General features: G+C 51.8%; 16 protein-coding genes. 9 read left to right on the top strand and 7 right to left on the bottom strand.

Features of this window, described 5'->3' with window-relative positions; all coding sequences use genetic code 11:
* Positions 1-50 precede the first annotated feature (50 nt).
* The 5 genes from ACYVI1_RS26575 (at position 51) to ACYVI1_RS26555 (ending at position 5,201) form a co-directional block, all read left to right on the top strand.
* Positions 51-608 carry an NADH-quinone oxidoreductase subunit J family protein gene (locus ACYVI1_RS26575; RefSeq protein ID WP_460914071.1) on the top strand — a complete coding sequence of 186 codons (558 nt, stop codon included), beginning with the start codon at positions 51-53 and terminating at the stop codon, positions 606-608.
* Positions 595-906: an NADH-quinone oxidoreductase subunit NuoK gene (gene nuoK, locus ACYVI1_RS26570; RefSeq protein WP_460914070.1), complete on the top strand. Its 312-nt coding sequence runs from the start codon at positions 595-597 to the stop codon at positions 904-906. Before ACYVI1_RS26575 ends, nuoK begins: the two co-directional genes overlap by 14 nt.
* Positions 903-1,505: a 2OG-Fe(II) oxygenase gene (locus ACYVI1_RS26565; RefSeq protein ID WP_460914067.1), complete on the top strand. Its 603-nt coding sequence runs from the start codon at positions 903-905 to the stop codon at positions 1,503-1,505. Before nuoK ends, ACYVI1_RS26565 begins: the two co-directional genes overlap by 4 nt.
* 61 nt (positions 1,506-1,566) lie before the next feature.
* Positions 1,567-3,471 (top strand): NADH-quinone oxidoreductase subunit 5 family protein, encoded by a 1,905-nt coding sequence (locus tag ACYVI1_RS26560; protein WP_460914066.1) that lies wholly within the window; start codon positions 1,567-1,569, stop codon positions 3,469-3,471.
* 65 nt (positions 3,472-3,536) lie between these two features.
* Entirely contained in the window at positions 3,537-5,201 is a 1,665-nt protein-coding gene (locus ACYVI1_RS26555) for a complex I subunit 4 family protein (RefSeq protein ID WP_460914064.1), read from the top strand.
* Between the two features lie 13 nt (positions 5,202-5,214).
* Here the strand turns inward: ACYVI1_RS26555 and ACYVI1_RS26550 are convergent, their stop codons facing one another.
* The 5 genes from ACYVI1_RS26550 to ACYVI1_RS26530 form a co-directional block, all read right to left on the bottom strand.
* Positions 5,215-5,736 carry a DUF6169 family protein gene (locus tag ACYVI1_RS26550; RefSeq protein ID WP_460914063.1) on the bottom strand — a complete coding sequence of 174 codons (522 nt, stop codon included), beginning with the start codon at positions 5,734-5,736 and terminating at the stop codon, positions 5,215-5,217.
* Positions 5,702-5,926 carry a hypothetical protein gene (locus ACYVI1_RS26545; protein WP_460914061.1) on the bottom strand — a complete coding sequence of 75 codons (225 nt, stop codon included), beginning with the start codon at positions 5,924-5,926 and terminating at the stop codon, positions 5,702-5,704. Before ACYVI1_RS26545 ends, ACYVI1_RS26550 begins: the two co-directional genes overlap by 35 nt.
* Positions 5,927-5,992: 66 nt before the next feature.
* Positions 5,993-7,690 (bottom strand): gliding motility-associated ABC transporter substrate-binding protein GldG, encoded by a 1,698-nt coding sequence (gene gldG / locus ACYVI1_RS26540; RefSeq protein WP_460914060.1) that lies wholly within the window; start codon positions 7,688-7,690, stop codon positions 5,993-5,995.
* Positions 7,691-7,744: 54 nt separating this feature from the next.
* Entirely contained in the window at positions 7,745-7,993 is a 249-nt protein-coding gene (locus tag ACYVI1_RS26535; RefSeq protein ID WP_460914059.1) for a hypothetical protein, read from the bottom strand.
* Positions 7,994-8,064: 71 nt separating this feature from the next.
* Positions 8,065-11,823 (bottom strand): putative LPS assembly protein LptD, encoded by a 3,759-nt coding sequence (locus tag ACYVI1_RS26530; protein WP_460914057.1) that lies wholly within the window; start codon positions 11,821-11,823, stop codon positions 8,065-8,067.
* A 94-nt stretch (positions 11,824-11,917) separates the two neighbouring features.
* Between ACYVI1_RS26530 and ACYVI1_RS26525 the strand changes: the two genes are divergently transcribed.
* The 4 genes from ACYVI1_RS26525 (at position 11,918) to ACYVI1_RS26510 (ending at position 16,322) form a co-directional block, all read left to right on the top strand.
* Positions 11,918-12,802, top strand: coding sequence for an N-acetylmuramoyl-L-alanine amidase family protein (locus tag ACYVI1_RS26525; protein WP_460914055.1), 885 nt, complete (start codon positions 11,918-11,920; stop codon positions 12,800-12,802).
* A gap of 195 nt (positions 12,803-12,997) precedes the next feature.
* Entirely contained in the window at positions 12,998-14,008 is a 1,011-nt protein-coding gene (locus ACYVI1_RS26520) for an MlaD family protein (RefSeq protein ID WP_460914054.1), read from the top strand.
* Between the two features lie 64 nt (positions 14,009-14,072).
* On the top strand, positions 14,073-14,657 hold the full coding sequence (locus tag ACYVI1_RS26515) for a Uma2 family endonuclease (RefSeq protein WP_460914053.1): 585 nt from the start codon (positions 14,073-14,075) through the stop codon (positions 14,655-14,657).
* Positions 14,658-14,711: 54 nt separating this feature from the next.
* Complete coding sequence (locus ACYVI1_RS26510; RefSeq protein ID WP_460914052.1) at positions 14,712-16,322, top strand: acyl-CoA carboxylase subunit beta; 1,611 nt, start codon at positions 14,712-14,714, stop codon at positions 16,320-16,322.
* A gap of 3 nt (positions 16,323-16,325) precedes the next feature.
* Here the strand turns inward: ACYVI1_RS26510 and ACYVI1_RS26505 are convergent, their stop codons facing one another.
* A complete protein-coding gene (locus ACYVI1_RS26505) occupies positions 16,326-16,544 on the bottom strand; it encodes a Kazal-type serine protease inhibitor family protein (protein ID WP_460914050.1) in 219 nt (72 codons plus the stop codon).
* Positions 16,545-16,607: 63 nt separating this feature from the next.
* Positions 16,608-17,195 (bottom strand): gliding motility lipoprotein GldD, encoded by a 588-nt coding sequence (gene gldD / locus ACYVI1_RS26500; protein ID WP_460914048.1) that lies wholly within the window; start codon positions 17,193-17,195, stop codon positions 16,608-16,610.
* Between the last annotated feature and the right edge of the window lie 68 nt (positions 17,196-17,263).

Raw genomic sequence — 17,263 nt, 5'->3', positions numbered from 1 at the left:
GTTTCCTTCGTCAGCATGACAAAAAACTGCCCTAATTCACCAATACACGTATGATTCAAGCTGCTTTTTACGCCTTTGCTGCACTTAGCCTTTTTGGGGCACTGGCTGTCCTGCTCACCCGCCATGTGCTTTATGCAGCGTTCTTTCTGTTGCTTACACTACTTGGCGTAGCGGGCTTGTTTGTGCTGGCAAGCGCTGATTTTCTGGCTATTGCTCAACTTATGATTTACGTGGGTGGCGTATTAGTGTTGGTCATTTTCGGCGTAATGCTCACCCACAAACCTAACCAATCTACCGAGTTCGGTAGTCAGCAGCCAAACCCTATTTTACTGCTCAACCGAACGTCGTCATGGGTGGGGTGGGTCGTGCCTGTAGTCGTGGCGGGGAGTTTGTTCATTGTCTTTTATTCAGTACTGGCCCGCGCTAACTTCGCCCTGTTAATGCAGCCCGCTGGTTGGCAAAGTACGGTAAACACAATTGGCAGGCAACTCATGACCGAATACATTGTCCCGTTTGAATTAGTTGGTATTCTTCTGCTGGCTGCCCTTGTGGGCGCCACGTATTTAGCGTCGCCATTGGCTAAATCGTCTCGTCATGCAACCCGTTGATACTCACTTATTTCTCCTTGTCGGTGCTGCCCTGTTCAGCATCGGGCTGGCAGTGGTGTTGCTCAAGCGTCATGCCATTGTTGTGCTGATGGGCGTTGAGTTGATGCTCAATGGGGCTAACATCAACTTGGTCGCGTTCAGTCAGTACGACCCCGTCCGTTTACAGGGTCAGATGCTGGCTCTTTTTGTTATGGTCGTAGCTGCCGCTGAATCGGCGGTAGCGCTGGCTATTGTGTTGCAGGTATATCGCCATTTCCGCACGGCGCAGTTGGATGAGTTGACCGAATTAAAACAGTGACCCATTTAGTGGAACCCATCATTGAGGGCATCCTGGCCGAAGGATATGGTCTTATCGACAATTTTCTAAGTCCCGCTGACGTAATGGCCCTTGCCACTCGCTTGCACGAGCGTCGGCAGGCAGGTCAATTCCGGCTGTCGGCTATTGGTAACCAGAATGTTACGCTTGAAAGTGCCATTCGGGGTGATGAGATTTTGTGGATAGACGAAGCGACGGCCACACCCGACGAAGCCAATTTTTTACAACGCATCGGTGAATTTGTTCAGTACGTGAATCAGACCTGTTATCTGGGGTTGCGGGAGTACGAATTTCACTATGCGCTGTACCCACCCGGTGCCTTCTACAAACGCCATCTTGACCAGTTTCGCACGGATTCGCGTCGGAAGTTGTCCGTAATCTGCTATCTCAACACCGATTGGCAGGAAACCGACGGAGGGCAGTTGGCGCTCTACCTGCCTGATGCTGAAGCTGAGCGACAGGTACTCATTACGCCAACGGGCGGTCGATTGGTTTGTTTTGAGAGTGGCCAGTTGGAACACGAAGTCCTGCCTGCTACCCGCGAACGACTGAGCGTAACGGGCTGGCTAAAAACAGCCTGAAAGCCGTTTGTTTCCCCAGCGGAGAATGGGGATATTTGCGGCCTATTCTGACCGACCACGAATGCCCGTTGCTCCCCAGCTTATTCACTACCTGACTGCCACCGTTTTAGGGTTGCCCTTTGCCGGATTTCTGGTCCTGACCAGTGCAAATCGCCGGACAGCGGGAAGGATAGCGGTGCTCCTAACGGGGGTCGGGTTAGTGCTATCAGTAGGTCTGGCCATGCGTTTACCCGAACAGCCAATAACCCTGCAGGCCAACTGGGCCAGCGTGTCAGGCGTTTCGTTTCCCATTAGCTTTCGTCTTGATGCCCTTGCCGCACTGATGCTTGTGCTGGTGCATTTTGTGTCGTTACTCGTTCAGGTTTATTCGCTTTCCTACCTGCACGATGAACCGAAGTTACGCCGGTATTTTGCCTATATGCAATTATTTATCGGGTCTATGCTGGGCATTATCCTGGCTGGTAATTTGCTGGTAATGTATGGCTTCTGGGAACTGGTTGGACTGACATCCTATCTGCTTATTGGTTTTTATGCCGAACGCCCGGCGGCCTCGAAGGCTGCCAAAAAAGCATTTTTGATGAACCGCGTCGGCGATATTGGCTTTCTAATCGGTATTTTCCTGACGTATTATCAGGTCGACACCCTCGATTTTGCCGCATTGACTCTGAATAAAGCCGACATGCCTACGACGACGATCCTGGGTTTATGCCTGTTTATGGGGTGCGTGGGCAAATCGGCGCAGTTTCCGTTGCTGACCTGGCTCCCCGATGCCATGGAAGGCCCCACACCCGTTTCGGCTCTGCTTCATGCGGCCACGATGGTAGCCGCCGGTATTTTTCTGCTCGCCCGCATTCACCCCTTATTCTCGCCCGATGCTTTAGTCGTGATTGCCTTAATTGGTACCATCACAACACTTTGGGGCGGTTATTCAGCTCTTTATCAGACCGACATTAAGAAGGTACTGGCTTTCTCAACGGTTTCCCAGTTGGGTCTGATGGTGGCCGCTATGGGTACCGGAAACGTGAGTGGAGCTATGTTTCATCTGCTAACGCACGCCTTTTTCAAAGCGGGCCTGTTTTTAAGCGCCGGAGCCGTAATTCACGCCGTACATACGCAGGATATGCGACACATGGGCGGGTTGCGGAAATGGCTGCCCACTACATTTATAACCTATACTATCTGCGCGGCTTCGTTGGCTGGCCTGCCCTTTCTATCCGGATTTCTCTCGAAGGAAGCTATTCTGGGCGGAGCATTCAAGTGGGCGAATAACCAGAGTAGCGGCATTTCTTATCTCGTTCCAGGGCTGCTTTTAGGCTCATCGGGGCTAACCGCGCTTTACATGGCCCGGCAGTGGCGGCTTACTTTCTTTGGAACGTATCGAAACCAGGCTGCTCTGGTAACGCAGGCGCACGAACCCAACTGGCTGATGCGTGGGCCAATCGTCATGCTGGCCATGTTGTCGATTTGGTTTTGGTTCGCCTTAAACCCACTTTCAGCTCATGAAAGCTGGTTTTTCACCATACTCCCAGTACCTGAAGAAAATTCGCTGGGGTGGTTAGTTCCGGTTTCCATCGCTCTGGTGTTGATCGGTGGCTGGCTGGGCTTCCGGATGCCCGAACCACGGGCTAAATCCAGCTTTGTTCGTCTTTCGGTTGAGTATGGTTTTCTGGATTTTTTTTACCGGGTTCTGTCCATCAATCCAACGCTTAAACTGGCTGCTATGCTCAATCGGGCTGACCAGCGAGTTATTGATGGCTTCGTCAATGGCGCAGGGATTGTTACCGTCGTACTGGCGAACTTCGCCCGTGTGCTTGACCGCCTGGGTATTGATGGGTTGGTGAACGGGATTGCCTGGCTGGCTGGGCAGTTGGGTCAACTTACCCGCTCTGTGCAGAATGGCCGGGTGCAGTCGTACATTACGGCTGCGGTGGTTGGATTGTTAGCCGTACTTTGGTGGTTGCTTTGACAGCCAGGTATGAACACGAGCCTTTGATAAACGCGGGTTGGGCGGAAGCCCGGTTCCTATAGACTATGATTCTTTCGTTACTTATATTTCTTCCGTTACTCGGTTCGATTGTCGTGGCCTTACTGCCCCGGAGTCAGGCAGCTCGATTTCGATGGATTGCTTTAGGCGTCACCATCACTGAAGTTGTTCTGGCCGCAACGGCCTGCGCGGAGTTTGAGCGAACGGTTGCAGGCTATCAATTGCTCGAACAGGCCAACTGGATTACACTACCACTGGGTGGCTTAGGCATTGCGTCCATTGATTATTTGGTTGGCGTCGATGGCATTAGCCTGCCATTGGTTGTGTTGTCGGCTGTAGTGATGCTGGTTGGTGTTGTCGCATCATGGCGGCTAAATCATCGGCTCAACGCTTATTACTCACTCTATCTGTTGCTGACGGGGACGATAATGGGCTGCTTCGTGGCCCTCGACTTCTTCCTGTTTTTTCTGTTTTTCGAGTTCATGCTCCTGCCGATGTACTTCCTGATTGGTTTGTGGGGTGGCCCCCGCCGGGAATATGCGTCGATTAAATTTTTCCTCTATACCCTGCTGGGTTCATTGCTAATTCTGTTAGTGATGATTGGTCTGTATCTGTCCGTCATGGACCCGGTAAGCACGGCGGTTGCGGCTGGCTTAATCACCAATCCCTTAGAAGCGACTGACGGCGTAATTCGCAGTGTTCAGGCGTACCTTCAGAATGGGCAGATAAACCCGGCGCAAATGGTCCACACGTTCGATATGCGCTATTTAGCCGACGGCGGCAATTATCTGCCCGATGCGTTCCTGAACCCAGCCTCCGAACCGATTATTCTGGGCCTTCCGGCGCGATTGCTGGCCTTTTGGGCAGTATTTATTGGGTTTGCCATCAAGCTACCCATCGTGCCTCTACATACGTGGCTACCCGATGCCCACGTTGAAGCACCCACGCCGGTATCGGTCGTGCTGGCGGGCGTGTTGCTCAAAATCGGCGGCTATGGCTTCCTTCGAATCGCCTGGAATTTCTTTCCCGATGGCGCAGCCGAATACGCCCAAACGCTGGCCGGTCTTGGCGTCTTATCCATTGTGTATGGCGGACTGAATGCCCTGGCACAAACTGATCTTAAAAAAATGATTGCCTATTCGTCGGTGTCGCATATGGGCTTTGTGCTGCTGGGTGTGGCTTCCCTAACTGCCGAAGGAATTAATGGCGCTGTTTATCAAATGGTTAGCCATGGTATTTTGTCGGCTATGCTGTTCCTGATTGCGGGGGTTTTGTATGATCGCACCCACGACCGCCGAATCGATTCTTACCGGGGGCTAATGCAGCCCATGCCGCTCTATACAACGCTGACAGCCATCGCGTTCTTTGCCTCGCTGGGCTTACCGGGCTTGTCGGGCTTTGTGGGTGAGTTATTTACGCTCATGGGTAGTTTCCAGTCGGAGTGGCTACCGGGCTGGCTCACAGCGTTGGCCACAACGGGTATTTTGCTGGCGGCCGCTTATTTCCTCTGGACGCTCCAGCGCATGTTTTTCGGGCCATACTGGTCGCGTCATGAAGCAACGACTACACTCCCCGACTTAACAGTCCGCGAAAAACTCCTGCTGATTCCTTTAGGAGCCATGTCATTAATTCTCGGCTTATTCCCAAATCTGATTTTCAACCTCACCAGCGCGACGGTAGGGCAGTGGTTAGTGAAATTTGCGGTGGAGTAACCTACATTACTGGCTACTTACCTGCTTTAAAATTAGCCATCAGGTCTAAAAAAGCTAAGCCAACTTCGCGTAGATATGGGTTGCCGTTTTTGGTAATCAGCGCACAGTGATAGAGTAGCTCTTCATTCGTGTCTCGGAAAGAGTCATCCATTCGCATGTAATCTGTAGCCGCAAAGTGGTCGTACCAGCGATTAAATTTTCGCCATCGGGCTTCGTGTTTTCGGTCGGCGGTGTCGCAAATGAAAATGGTGATTGTCAGGCTGCTCTTCTGGTAGAAATCATTAATAATGGCAGCGACAGTTGGGGCAATAAGCGAGTCGAGCGGAGGACGGCGACCCGTCGGATTATCAAGGATTTTGATAACTAATTCAACGATTTCGTCAGCCAACACAAAATCCTCGCCAAATAGATAAGGCGTTGGCTTGAATTGAATTTCGTAAGTAATACCTTTTAAAGTAACGAAGAAGTAACTATTGTGAATGCCGCCCGCAAAATTGAAGTTATAGGCGGACAACGGGTGTTCCTCTTCGCTCATTTTCTTCTTTAAGTTTAGCAACAGCCGCCTGAATCAGCGGGTCTTTACGGAAATTCTCAACCATGTCTTTCTCCGCCTGTCGCTTATCGTCGACTAATCGCTTCATGATGGCTACGGCTCGCTCGTGTCGCTCCTGTGCAGTAAGCTCAGGAGCTATTGATGCAGCAGTCGGTGGCTGGTTCGTTTTCATTAGTTGACCAATTATAAAGTAAAGATACATTAATCAATTCGAAAACAGGTAGTGCTTTGTCTTCGTTCAACGCCCATACCGACTGCGCCTAACTACCTGCCACACAAGTCCGACAAGTCCGACCAACGCCAGCGGTCCTACCAGGTTGAGCAATTGCCAGCCGGTTCTGTTGGCATCGACCCGAATTTTGTCCAATGGGCGTAATGTTACAGTGCGGTTGCGGGCGGCAATGACGCCAGCGGGGTCAACTAAATAATCAATGGCGTTTAACGCAAAATCTTTGTTAGCGTAGGTGATGCGTGTGAAGCGGTCGAAGCCGAGCGGATAGGGTGTATTCCGTTTGTAATCGACATCGTTCACAATCAAATCGCCATCCGAGCAGATCAGCACCCGCGACGCCACGCCCCCAGCCCTGAAGCCTTTGGCGCGGGGGTCGCCGGGCAAAATCCGATTGGCAAACAGCGACTGAAATTTCCCTTCGAGCAGGCAGCCAATCAGGCGAACACCACCCGTATACGTTTGCGGATCGGGTTGCTGCCGGGCTTCGTTGTACGAAATCAGAGCCGGAGTTTTCAATAGTTGCGTGTAGGGTGAGGTTAGCAGCAGCGGAGTTTTTTGAATCGGTTGCCCATCGGCACCCGTTGCCCGAACGGTATCGAGTGTACTCACAAATCGTCCCAACACCCGATCCAGGTTACGCACAATGGGATTACCCGCCCGGAACGCCGACCCAGACCCAAAGTTATTGAACAGGGGATAAAACCGCCACGGAAGCAGTTGAATATTTGGTTTGTCGCCGAGGTTGCCCACGTTGAGCGGGATTGAAGCACAATACAAATCCTTCAGCACATCGCGATTGACACGGATACCCCACCGAAAAAACAAGTCGTCGAGGTTCAGGCTAAGGGGTTGAGCATACGTGCCTTCGTTACTAACGCTGTCGACGCGCTGACCATCCACAAAAAACAGGGCGCGTCCACCATTGATCACAAACTGATCGAGTTTAAAAATTTCCTCTTCCGAAAAGGGCTTGTCGGGTTTGGGCACCAGCACGAGATCAAGCCCGGCAATGGGGCCGGGCTTGGTCATATCAATAAAAAACAGGTCGTAATTCTGCTGGACGGAGGCCAGCAAATCGGCGAAGCGGGAAGGGGGCACCTGCGTATGGTCGTAGAGTAACCCCACCCGCCTGCGGTTATCTTTCGGTTGGGTCAGTTTCCGAATGGCCGAAGCTAATTGAAACTCAACGCCTTCGTAAGACTGATTTAATTGTTCTTCGGGCGAAGACGCTTTATTTCCCTTCAGGAGTTGAACGGCGGTTTCCTGCCCTTTATAGGAAACGATAGCTCCCGGAAATACTAATTTTTCCGTGCGTTTACCGCCCTCATTCGCAAACAGGTTAGTAGGCAGCAGACCCCGTTGCTGCAATTTGTCAATTAGTTTATTTTTCTCGTCGGGATTGGTCGTCTCGTCAGGGTTTATAAACCGATACGTGACGGAGTTACCGGCTTCCGCCTGGAACTCATCCAGCGTTTCGCGCACGGCGTTTTCGAGTCGTTTGAAACCGGGGGGCAGGTCGCCCGTCAGGTATACATCGACATGCACATCATCGGGCAGGCTGGTCAGCAGGGTTTGCGTCGCTTCAGTGAGAGTATACCGTTTTTCCTGAGTCAGGTCGAGCCGGAAAAACACAAACGCCGACAATACATTGATGGCAATTAAAGCAGCGAGATAAAGGAGGGTACGCAGGGTAGCCGATTTCATACGGGACTATAACGAAAAATCGCCATGCACTGTGTCCATACAGAACATGTTCGCTTAATTCAACCGCTGTTCGGGAATATGGGTCAGGTTGATAGCCTTCGCGTCGTCCTGCGCGGCCTGGGGCGTGTCTATGTTCGCTGGCTCGATGCCGATTTCTTTCATGAGCCGATACTGCCGGGCTTCAATGTAGGTCAGCCGGGCCATTATCTGATTCATTTTGGCATCCTGTTCGTCCTGCCGGGCCAGCAGATAAGCCGTTTTTACTTCCAGTTCGTCAAGACGTTGTTTATCGCGGTCGGTCATAGGAGTTGACAAGGAGAATCGGGGCGGCAAGATACTCTTTTTTTATCATTGCGCCAGCGGTTTATGAACGCCTAACGCCCATAGAAGCCGCCACTATCATAGAAACTCCGGCGACGGCTCAGTTTAAGCTCCTGAAGAATGGATGATCGTGCCCGGAGGTCGAACGAATAGTTGCCGGAACGGAAGTTGTTACCAGCATAGGGCGTCCAGTTAAAGGCCATTTCCCAGCAGTGCAGGTCGCGGTTGATGCCAATGGTGGTTAACGTGGGGCTATGAAACTGGAAATCATAGCCCGTACTGAGCGTAATTTTCCACTTGGGTGTCAGGCTCAGGTCGCCCGTTAGGGTTAGGGCCTGCACCACCTGCGAGCGTTCGGGGGTTAGTTTGGTGAGCCCGAATGTGTAACTGACGTTCATCGACCAGGGAATAGTGAAGTCTACGTACAACTCCGGGTTGTTGTTAATAGCCTTGAGGGTAGCGTCCGTTGCGTTCGGGCTGGTTTTGGGTTTGTCGGCCTGTTTAGGGGCAAACCGGGCACTCACGTAAGCCTGCACGTTCGTTAATCGCAGTAATCCTTGTCCGGCCTGAAGTGCATACAGGTTTGGCACCCGGATAAACTCCTGGTCAGTATAGGGATCGTCGGCTCGCAGCGCCTGAATCAGGGGCGAATAGGCGAGTGGCGTGAGTGTCGATGCCGTTGTGGCAAAGTAATACTGGGCCGTTCCGCCATACGGCCGGTAGGCATAAGGGTCGAAGGTGGACGAGAAATTGAAGCTTATATTCTTGAAAATCTGCGTGTTGGCGCTCAGCGCAATGGGCGATAGCTGGTAGTCTGGGGCCAGCAGGTTATAACTTCCGTTGATACTCAAATTGTCGAAAATCGGAATCTTCTTGAACTCCTGCCCCGACGAGTCGTTGCGGGTACGAACTTTCATTTCCAACTGGTTCACAATACCGAACGAGATAAAAGCCGACTCCGTACTCGATGCGCTCCCTCCGCTGCCACCCAGCCCCCTGAATACCGACAGGGTTCGGCGGTACAACGGCAAATTGGCTAAGGGGCCTTCGGCGGGCAATACCTGAAACTGACCAAAGGCCGGATTGGTGAAATCGGGAACGTAACTGAACGAGATCGACGGGGCGACGGTGTGCCGTATGGCCTCGATGCGTTTGCTGCGAATGAAAAACGTTCCATAGAAGCGCGTGTTCATGCTGGCATTGACCGAGAAATTATACGAGGGAAAAAAGCCCGGCATCGTATCGACTTTCACTGCCTGTTGGCTGGCAATGTATTCGTAGTTGAGCTTCTTTGTATAAATATCCCCTTGCAGCGAGAAGCCTGGTGTCACATTAATGTAACGCAGCAGTTTGATGTTCGGTAGGGAAATAGGGATACTGTAGCGAGCCTGCACCACCCGGTTTCGCCAGATGCGGTCCGAGTTAGCAACGCTGAACGCAATCAGGTTCGGGTCCGATTCGACAATGCCCAGCCGCAAATTGTTCGACCGCCGAAGGCTGTCTTCAATCCGTTGAAGTGTGCTGATGGTCTGTATGCCCGTCAGAACGGGGAAACCTAACCCAGTTGTATCGACCTGACGGCGAATGGTGTTGCTCACGCTAATAGACCCACTGATGTCTAAACCCACCCGGAAACTTTCAAACCAGCGGCCCGTGCCGCCTTTAAGCGCGAAGGGCGAAATCTGGTTGATACCCAGGTTGAAATCTGAGGATACGTCGGTTTTGCCGTTTTCGCGAACACCTGTACTCTGATTGACCTGACCGAATTGCTGATTGACCCGGATATTAGCCCCAGCCCGAACATACTGCCCAAAGGTACGGCTATACTGCACCGACGACCCCGCCACGTTGGAAATATATTGCTGTGTGTTGAAGGAGTTGAACTGATTGTAGCTGTTGCTGCTGACGTTCACATTTGCCGAGAAACTTCCCCGACCGCGCGGAACCGGCGAGTGGGACCAGGTAAATGAAAAGTCATTCCGGGGCGTTTGGGTCGTATCGACACGGTCGCCGGAGCGGTTGCGGTTGAACTGTAAATTAACGCCCCCGCTAAACCGATACCGTTTGTTATACGCCGACGATAAGCCTACGCCCCAGCTACCTCGTGAGTAGATTTGCCCCTTAAATTGCAGGCCAAGATTTTCGCTAACAGCCCAGTAATAGCCGCCATCGCGCAAATAAAAGCCCCGCCCGTTAGGTTCTTCGCCATATTGCGGCACAATAATCCCCGACACGCCAATTTCTTTCCGCTTCGGAAATGGGAAAAAACCGAAGGGCAATCCAATTGGTAACGGTATTTGGTTGATAACCAGATTGAAGGGGCCGGCCACAACCTGTTTGTTGTGAATAATTTTCAGCTTACTGGCATTGATGTGGAAGTGGGGCGTAGCCAGATTGCAGGTCGTATAAATGGCTTTGCCGATATAGAGGTTGTCTTCGGCATCCTTCTTAACGGTTTGTCCGCGAATATTGCCTTCGCCCTGCTGCGTGATGACGCCCTGAATCCGCCCTTTTTTCGATTTGAAATTGTAGCGAATCTCTTTTGCGTCATAATTCCCTTCGCCGTCCTGAAAGACGGGTCGCCCAATGAGTTTCTGGGTGGTTGAGTCATACCGCCCTTTTGCATACACCTCATCGGTCAGGTAATTGAGTCGGATGTATTCGGCTTTCAGGGAAATGTCGCCATAGATAACGCTGGCCTCACCAAATAATTCTACTGTCTGACCATCAGCCGCATAGATGGTTGAATCTCTCGCCTGGTATTTGACCGTTGTTGTAAAGGTATCGGCAGTTTGGGCCGAGTCTGTTCGGGCCGAATCAGTAGCTGCTACCCGCACGGAATCGGCCCGGCCCGGCCTGACCTGCGTTTGTGGCTGCACAATTTTAGGCGACACAATGCCCGGCTTTGTTTGGCTGGGTTGCACCGGTTTGGGCTGTACTTTAGCAACCGGATTGGGTCGAACGGGTTGCACTGGCGTAGCCTGAGCGGAGTCTTTACCGGCAACACGAGCCGAATCAGGCGGGCTGATGCGTCGCACTGGTGCCAAAGGTCTCGGTAAGTTGAGCGGTCGAATGATCGTCGGTGATAGAGCGATTGGTTGCGTTCTGCGTAGCAGAACACGTTTAGGTTGCAGCCGCGTCAGCGATATAGGTTTAACAAATTCGGTCTGCACAGAATCACGGATAGCAATTCGGGCCGAATCAGCGTTACTAACAGGAATACGCAAGGGCCGGACGATAGCCAGCGGAAGACTACGTGGCACTGGTTTTCCCAGCCGGATGGATGTAGGCTGCAATCGGGCAATCAACTTTGGCCGGACGAATTCGGTTTGACCGGAATCGCGTCCGGCAACTGCCTGCCGCGAACGGACCGTATCGGGTTGAGGTGTATTGAGCGGTACTGTATTTCGTCGTGATGGTGTTGGCCCTAAACGGTTCGGGGCTGAATATTTCTGATTAAGCTCCCGCTCCAGTTCACTTTCCTGACCGGCTGCGGTTGGTCTTGTCTGCGAGTTAGGCAGCGTGATGGTTCCCGACGAAGGGCCAATAATTTTTTTTCGTTGCGATGGCGGTACACTGTCGGAGCGGGTGCCTGATGGCGCATTCGGCACGCGCTGGGCGGGAACGGTAGCCGGAGGTAAGCCGCCTTTTGCGGGTTGCTTAGGTAACGACGGGCTTTGTCCCAACGCGCTGAACGTCCAGAGTAAGCAGATAAGGCTAAATAAAGCTTGTAGCCGTATCAGTCGTAGAAGCGAGAGCCGCAAAATAAAGTGTTCTTTTTTCAGGATTATTAAAAAAATTATATTTGCCAAAAGACCGTTAAGTCTATGACTTACAAAGGTATTCACGAACAGTTATCCCACTATCGCTTTGAAACGTTTTTGGCTGTTAAAAATTATTAAACCCATGGGTCTTCGAATTTCATCTTCGGCTCCCGGAATAGTGACAACACTGGCCGTAGTGGTGCTGCCACTCCTCGCCCTAACTACGCCCACCATACTATCACCCGACTTAATTCAGGATACGGTTCGCCGGGCCGGGTCGCAGGAGACTGAAACCTCCGCGCCGGATAATGAGGCTCCCAATCAGGTTCGCACGGTTGTGCTCGATGCGGGTCATGGCGGCAAAGACCCCGGTACACACGGTCGGTATGCCAAAGAGAAAACGATCAATCTGGACTTAATTCTGCAACTGGGTCGTAAAATTAAGGCGAAGCACCCAAACATTCGGGTGATTTATACGCGGGCTTCCGACCGCTTTGTTGATTTATATGAACGGGGGGCCATTGCCAACCGTAACCGGGCCGACCTGTTTATTTCCATCCACTGCAATGCCAGTCCATCGAGCAGCCGGGTCTATGGCACCGAAACCTATACGCTGGGGCTTCACAAAACGGAACGGAACCTCGACGTAGCCCGGCGCGAAAATGCCGTAATTTTACAGGAAAAGAATTACCAGCAGACCTACAAAGGGTTTGACCCCAACTCACCCTTAGCTACGATCATGCTGGCCAACTACCAGCACGCCTTCATGGGAAGCAGCATTAATTTTGCCCAAAAAATTGAGCGTAGTTTTCGCTACAATGCCGACCGAAAAAGCAATGGGGTTAAACAGGCCGGTTTTATTGTGCTTTGGAAAGCCACCATGCCCAGCGTTCTAATCGAAACCGGGTATTTGACTAATCCAACAGAAGAGGACTATCTGAGGTCGGATGAAGGGCAGGAGGAAATGTCGACGGCCATTTACAAAGCCTTTGTGCAGTATAAACAGGAAATAGAAGCCGAAGGGTGAAATGAGCGCAGTGAGTTGTGTGAGTGGACAACGTTGAATAGAGAAGTTAATAAATCACACCTGTTCAACACACGTTCCAACGTCACTAACGCCACTAAATTCACCGGGCTTTGGGACAAATGGCCCCGAATATTGGTTACACAGTCAACTAAATTGGTTGGCGCGGCCTGCCAGGCTGTTCACCTTCACACACGCATGAACGTTTCAAAGGAAGTAAAAGTAGGTCTGTTGGCTGTCGTTGCGCTGCTGATGCTCTATTTTGGATTTCGATTTCTCAAAGGATCTGATTTCTTCTCCAGCACGCATAAGTATCAGGTTGTTTATGACAATATTGATGGCTTAGTGGCTTCTAATCCGGTTAGAATCAATGGCTTATCAGTTGGCCGGGTAAAGGATATCCAGATTTTACAGAATCAGGAAAATAAACTGCTGGTTACCCTGGAACTCAACAACGACATTCTGGTGACGAAGGGGTCCCGGGCGGTTCTGTCCGATGATGGTCTGCTGGGCGGGAAAGAGATTCAGCTAAGTATAAACGCCAGACAGCCGCAACTCGAAGAAGGCGGTATGTTGGTATCCGTGAAAGAAACGGGTTTGTCGGCCCTGATTCGGGAGAAAACGTTGCCGGTGCTCAATAATGTGGACTCGCTGACTTATCAGCTTAATCGGGTTGTGGCCCAGTTCGATCAAACGGGAGTAATGCTCAAACAAACGCTTCAGAGCGCTAACTCCGGCGTTAAGACCCTCGATTTGACCATTGCCGAAAACCGCGCGGGGTTGAAGGCAACTCTTGCCAGCGTGAACCACCTGGCGACTTCGCTGGTCGAAACCGAACAGCAACTCAAGCCCATTCTGGCTAAGGCCGATACCTTTGCCGACTCGCTGCAGGGACTTCAGCTAAAGCAAACACTGCTGACGGTCAATAAAACGGTGGATAATCTGCAGCGCATTCTGGCCGACGTCAACAACGGGCGCGGGTCGCTGGGTAAACTAACCTCCGACGAAGCCCTCTACACCAACGTCAATAAAACGACGGCCAGTCTCGAAAAGCTGCTCACCGATTTGCGCGAAAATCCGAAACGCTACGTGCATTTCTCGCTCTTTGGCCGGAAAGATAAACCAGGTTCCACAACAGCTCAACCCGCCAGCACAACCATCACGGCCTCAGCCGTTATTCCAGCTTCGCCAGATTCAACGAAAAAGTAGCCGGGAAACGGATTGTTTTTAAGCCACCAATAGCGTATTTTCAGGAAAGCAAACTCGCCAGAACATGATAGCGGTCGAAAAGCGCATGATTAGCCCGGAAGAGTACTTAGCCGCTGAACGGCAGGCCCTCGACAAAAGCGAATTTTTCGACGGCGAAATCATTCCTATGGCTGGCGCAACCCGCAACCACAATCGCATTCGCGATAATATTAATGGCAGAATTATTATGCATATTGAGGAGACTGATTGTCAGTCTTTTTCGTCGGATATGCGCGTTCATCTGCCCGCTACCGGTCTGTATGCGTATCCTGACATTGTGATTGTATGCGGTGAACCCGAACTACTGCCCGGTGGCTTCGATAATCTGCTCAATCCGGCTGTACTGATCGAAGTAATTTCTGAGGGTACCGAAGACTACGACCGGGGGCGGAAATTCCTGCGCTACCGAAGCATTCCATCTTTTCAGGAATATGTACTCATCGACTCGCAGCAGGTAGCCGTAGAGGTCTGGCGTAAAAACGACCTCGGCCAGTGGACCCTGATGGAGCAACTTGCCGAGCCGTCCGGCCAATTCACCATTCAGACCATTGGCCTAACGCTTTCGTTGGCTAAAGTTTATATTCGCACAACGGGGTTAGTGGAGAATTGACGTTAGTTTTTTTCATCGGCTAACACCATACAACCACACTCCACCCACTCCTCCATGCAACCACTTCTTGACGAACTTACCCGGCGAACCACGCAAACTCAGCTTGGTGGTGGCCCGAAAAAAATTGAGGATCAGCACCGCAAAGGCAAACTGACCGCCCGCGAACGCATCGCGTACCTAACTGATGCCGGGAAGCCGTTTGTTGAAATCGGGTTGTTCACGGGCGAAGGTATGTATGCCGAACATGGCGGCTGTCCGTCGGGTGGCGTTGTGGTTGGCATTGGGTATGTGTCGGGGCGGCAGTGCGTGATTGTGGCCAACGATGCTACCGTGAAGGCTGGGGCCTGGTTTCCCATAACAGCCAAGAAAAACCTCCGGGCGCAGGAGATTGCGATGGAGAACCGCCTGCCTATCATTTACTTAGTCGACAGCGCGGGGGTTTATCTGCCCCTGCAGGACGAGGTATTTGCCGATAAAGAACATTTTGGTCGAACATTCCGCAACAACGCGCAGCTTTCAGCAATGGGCATTTTGCAGGTGGCCGCCATTATGGGCAGTTGCGTAGCCGGTGGCGCTTACCTGCCCATCATGTCCGACGAGAGCCTGATTGTGGAAGGCACGGGTTCTATTTTTCTGGCGGGACCGTATTTGGTCAAAGCCTCCATCGGCGAGGATGTCGATGCAGAAACGCTCGGCGGGGCCACGACGCATACCGATATTTCGGGCGTGGTCGATAACAAATACCCCGACGATAAAAGCTGTTTGGACGCCATAAAGCGTATTTTTGATAAAGTTGGTCAGCCAGAAACGGCTGGCTTCGACCGCACCGAACCGGCTCCTCCCGCCAAAAACCCCGACGATATCTACCAGATACTCCCTGCCGACCGGGTTAAGCCCTACGATATGCAGGAAATTGTGGACAGGCTTGTGGATAACTCCCAATTCGACGCCTATAAACCCGGCTACGGGCAGTCGCTGCTATGCGGCTACGCCCGCATCGACGGTTGGGCGGTGGGGATTGTGGCCAATCAACGCAAGGTGGTAAAAGCGAAAGGCAGGACGGGACAACCGACTGAAATGCAAATGGGCGGTGTTATTTATGGCGATGCCGCCGATAAAGCCGCCCGCTTTATTATGAATTGCAATCAGAAGCGGATTCCGCTGGTGTTTTTGCAGGATGTATCGGGCTTTATGGTCGGGAGCCGGGCCGAACAGGGCGGAATCATTAAGGACGGAGCCAAAATGGTCAGCGCAATGGCTAATTCGGTCGTACCAAAATTTACGGTTGTGGTGGGAAATAGTTATGGCGCGGGCAACTACGCCATGTGCGGAAAAGCGTATGACCCCCGCCTGATGCTTGCCTGGCCAACGGCGCAAATGGCCGTTATGAGCGGGGCCTCAGCCGCCAAAACGCTGCTCCAGATTCAGGTGGCGGCCCAAAAAGCAAAAGGGCAACCCATGACACCGGAGGAAGAGCAGGCGCACTTGAAGAAAATAACGGACCAGTATAACGCGCAATTATCGCCCTATTATGCAGCCGCCCGGCTCTGGACCGATGCCATCATCGGCCCGTTGCAGACCCGACAAATTCTGTCGGAAGGAATCGCTGCTGCTAACCACGCCCCGATCACGAAACCCTTTTCAGTGGGCGTAATTCAAACATAATTTTTATTTGCCACATTCACCCTGTGTATACGTCAGAATACCATAGCCTTCGGCCTCGCACGAATTGCCATAGGTCTTCCCATTACAGCCGCATACAGGCTGGTAGATTTTGTTACAGATATGATCCTGCAAATACGGCTTCTCCGAACAATCCGGCTCAACTTCTTTAGAGCATCCGGCGCCTATACCGAGCCAAACCATCAAGACAATTAGTTTACGCATCGTTTTAAGTTTTTAGCGATGACCCAGAGTAGCAGGCAACCGTTGGAAAAGAAAAAGACCTATTTATTTTCGCCACTTCAGCGTAGTTAACAAATGCAAAATATCTTTACGAATGTACTGAATGACAGGCTGTAAGGAGTCGTTTTCGGTGGCTGTATTGAAGTACAATGCCCCCCGCAGAAAATGCGTCGTTGAGTCCGTCGTAACGAACTGCACCTGGCTGGGCACTTCGCCGGAAAGATCGATCAGGCTGGCTTCCAGGCCCGACTTTAACCGGATTTTTCGCTGCTCAATGGCGTAGGCTTTGATGTTGTGCCGGGCGGCCAGTTTATACGAATCTTCGAGCATGGCCCGCAGGCGGTTCACATCGTTCCGAATCGGTTTGTAGGTCAACTGAACGCTGGCCTGATAGGCCGGATAGTTGATAAAAATCCAGTCTGGCTCGGCTCGGGCGAAGGTATCCCGCAGAATTCGGGCAATTGTATTGTACTCGAACTGGTACGGGTGCGTCGGTTCGAGAAGCGTATAGCGGGGCGTAGGTAAGTCGAGACGAGGAAATCCCTTTGGTTTCGGAACATAGTTATCCGATGAGCTGTTGCCGCAGGCAGCCAGCAAAAGGCTCACAAACAGAAGGGTGGAATACTTTAGCAAAGTAGATTAGTCTTACCGTCAACTGGACAAAGAAAACAACGAAAAAGCCCGGCGGTTTGGTGCCAGGC

The organism is Spirosoma areae (genome assembly GCF_054781775.1).
The sequence above is the reverse complement of the archived record's forward strand: the minus strand, read 5'-3'. Positions and strand labels throughout refer to the sequence as shown.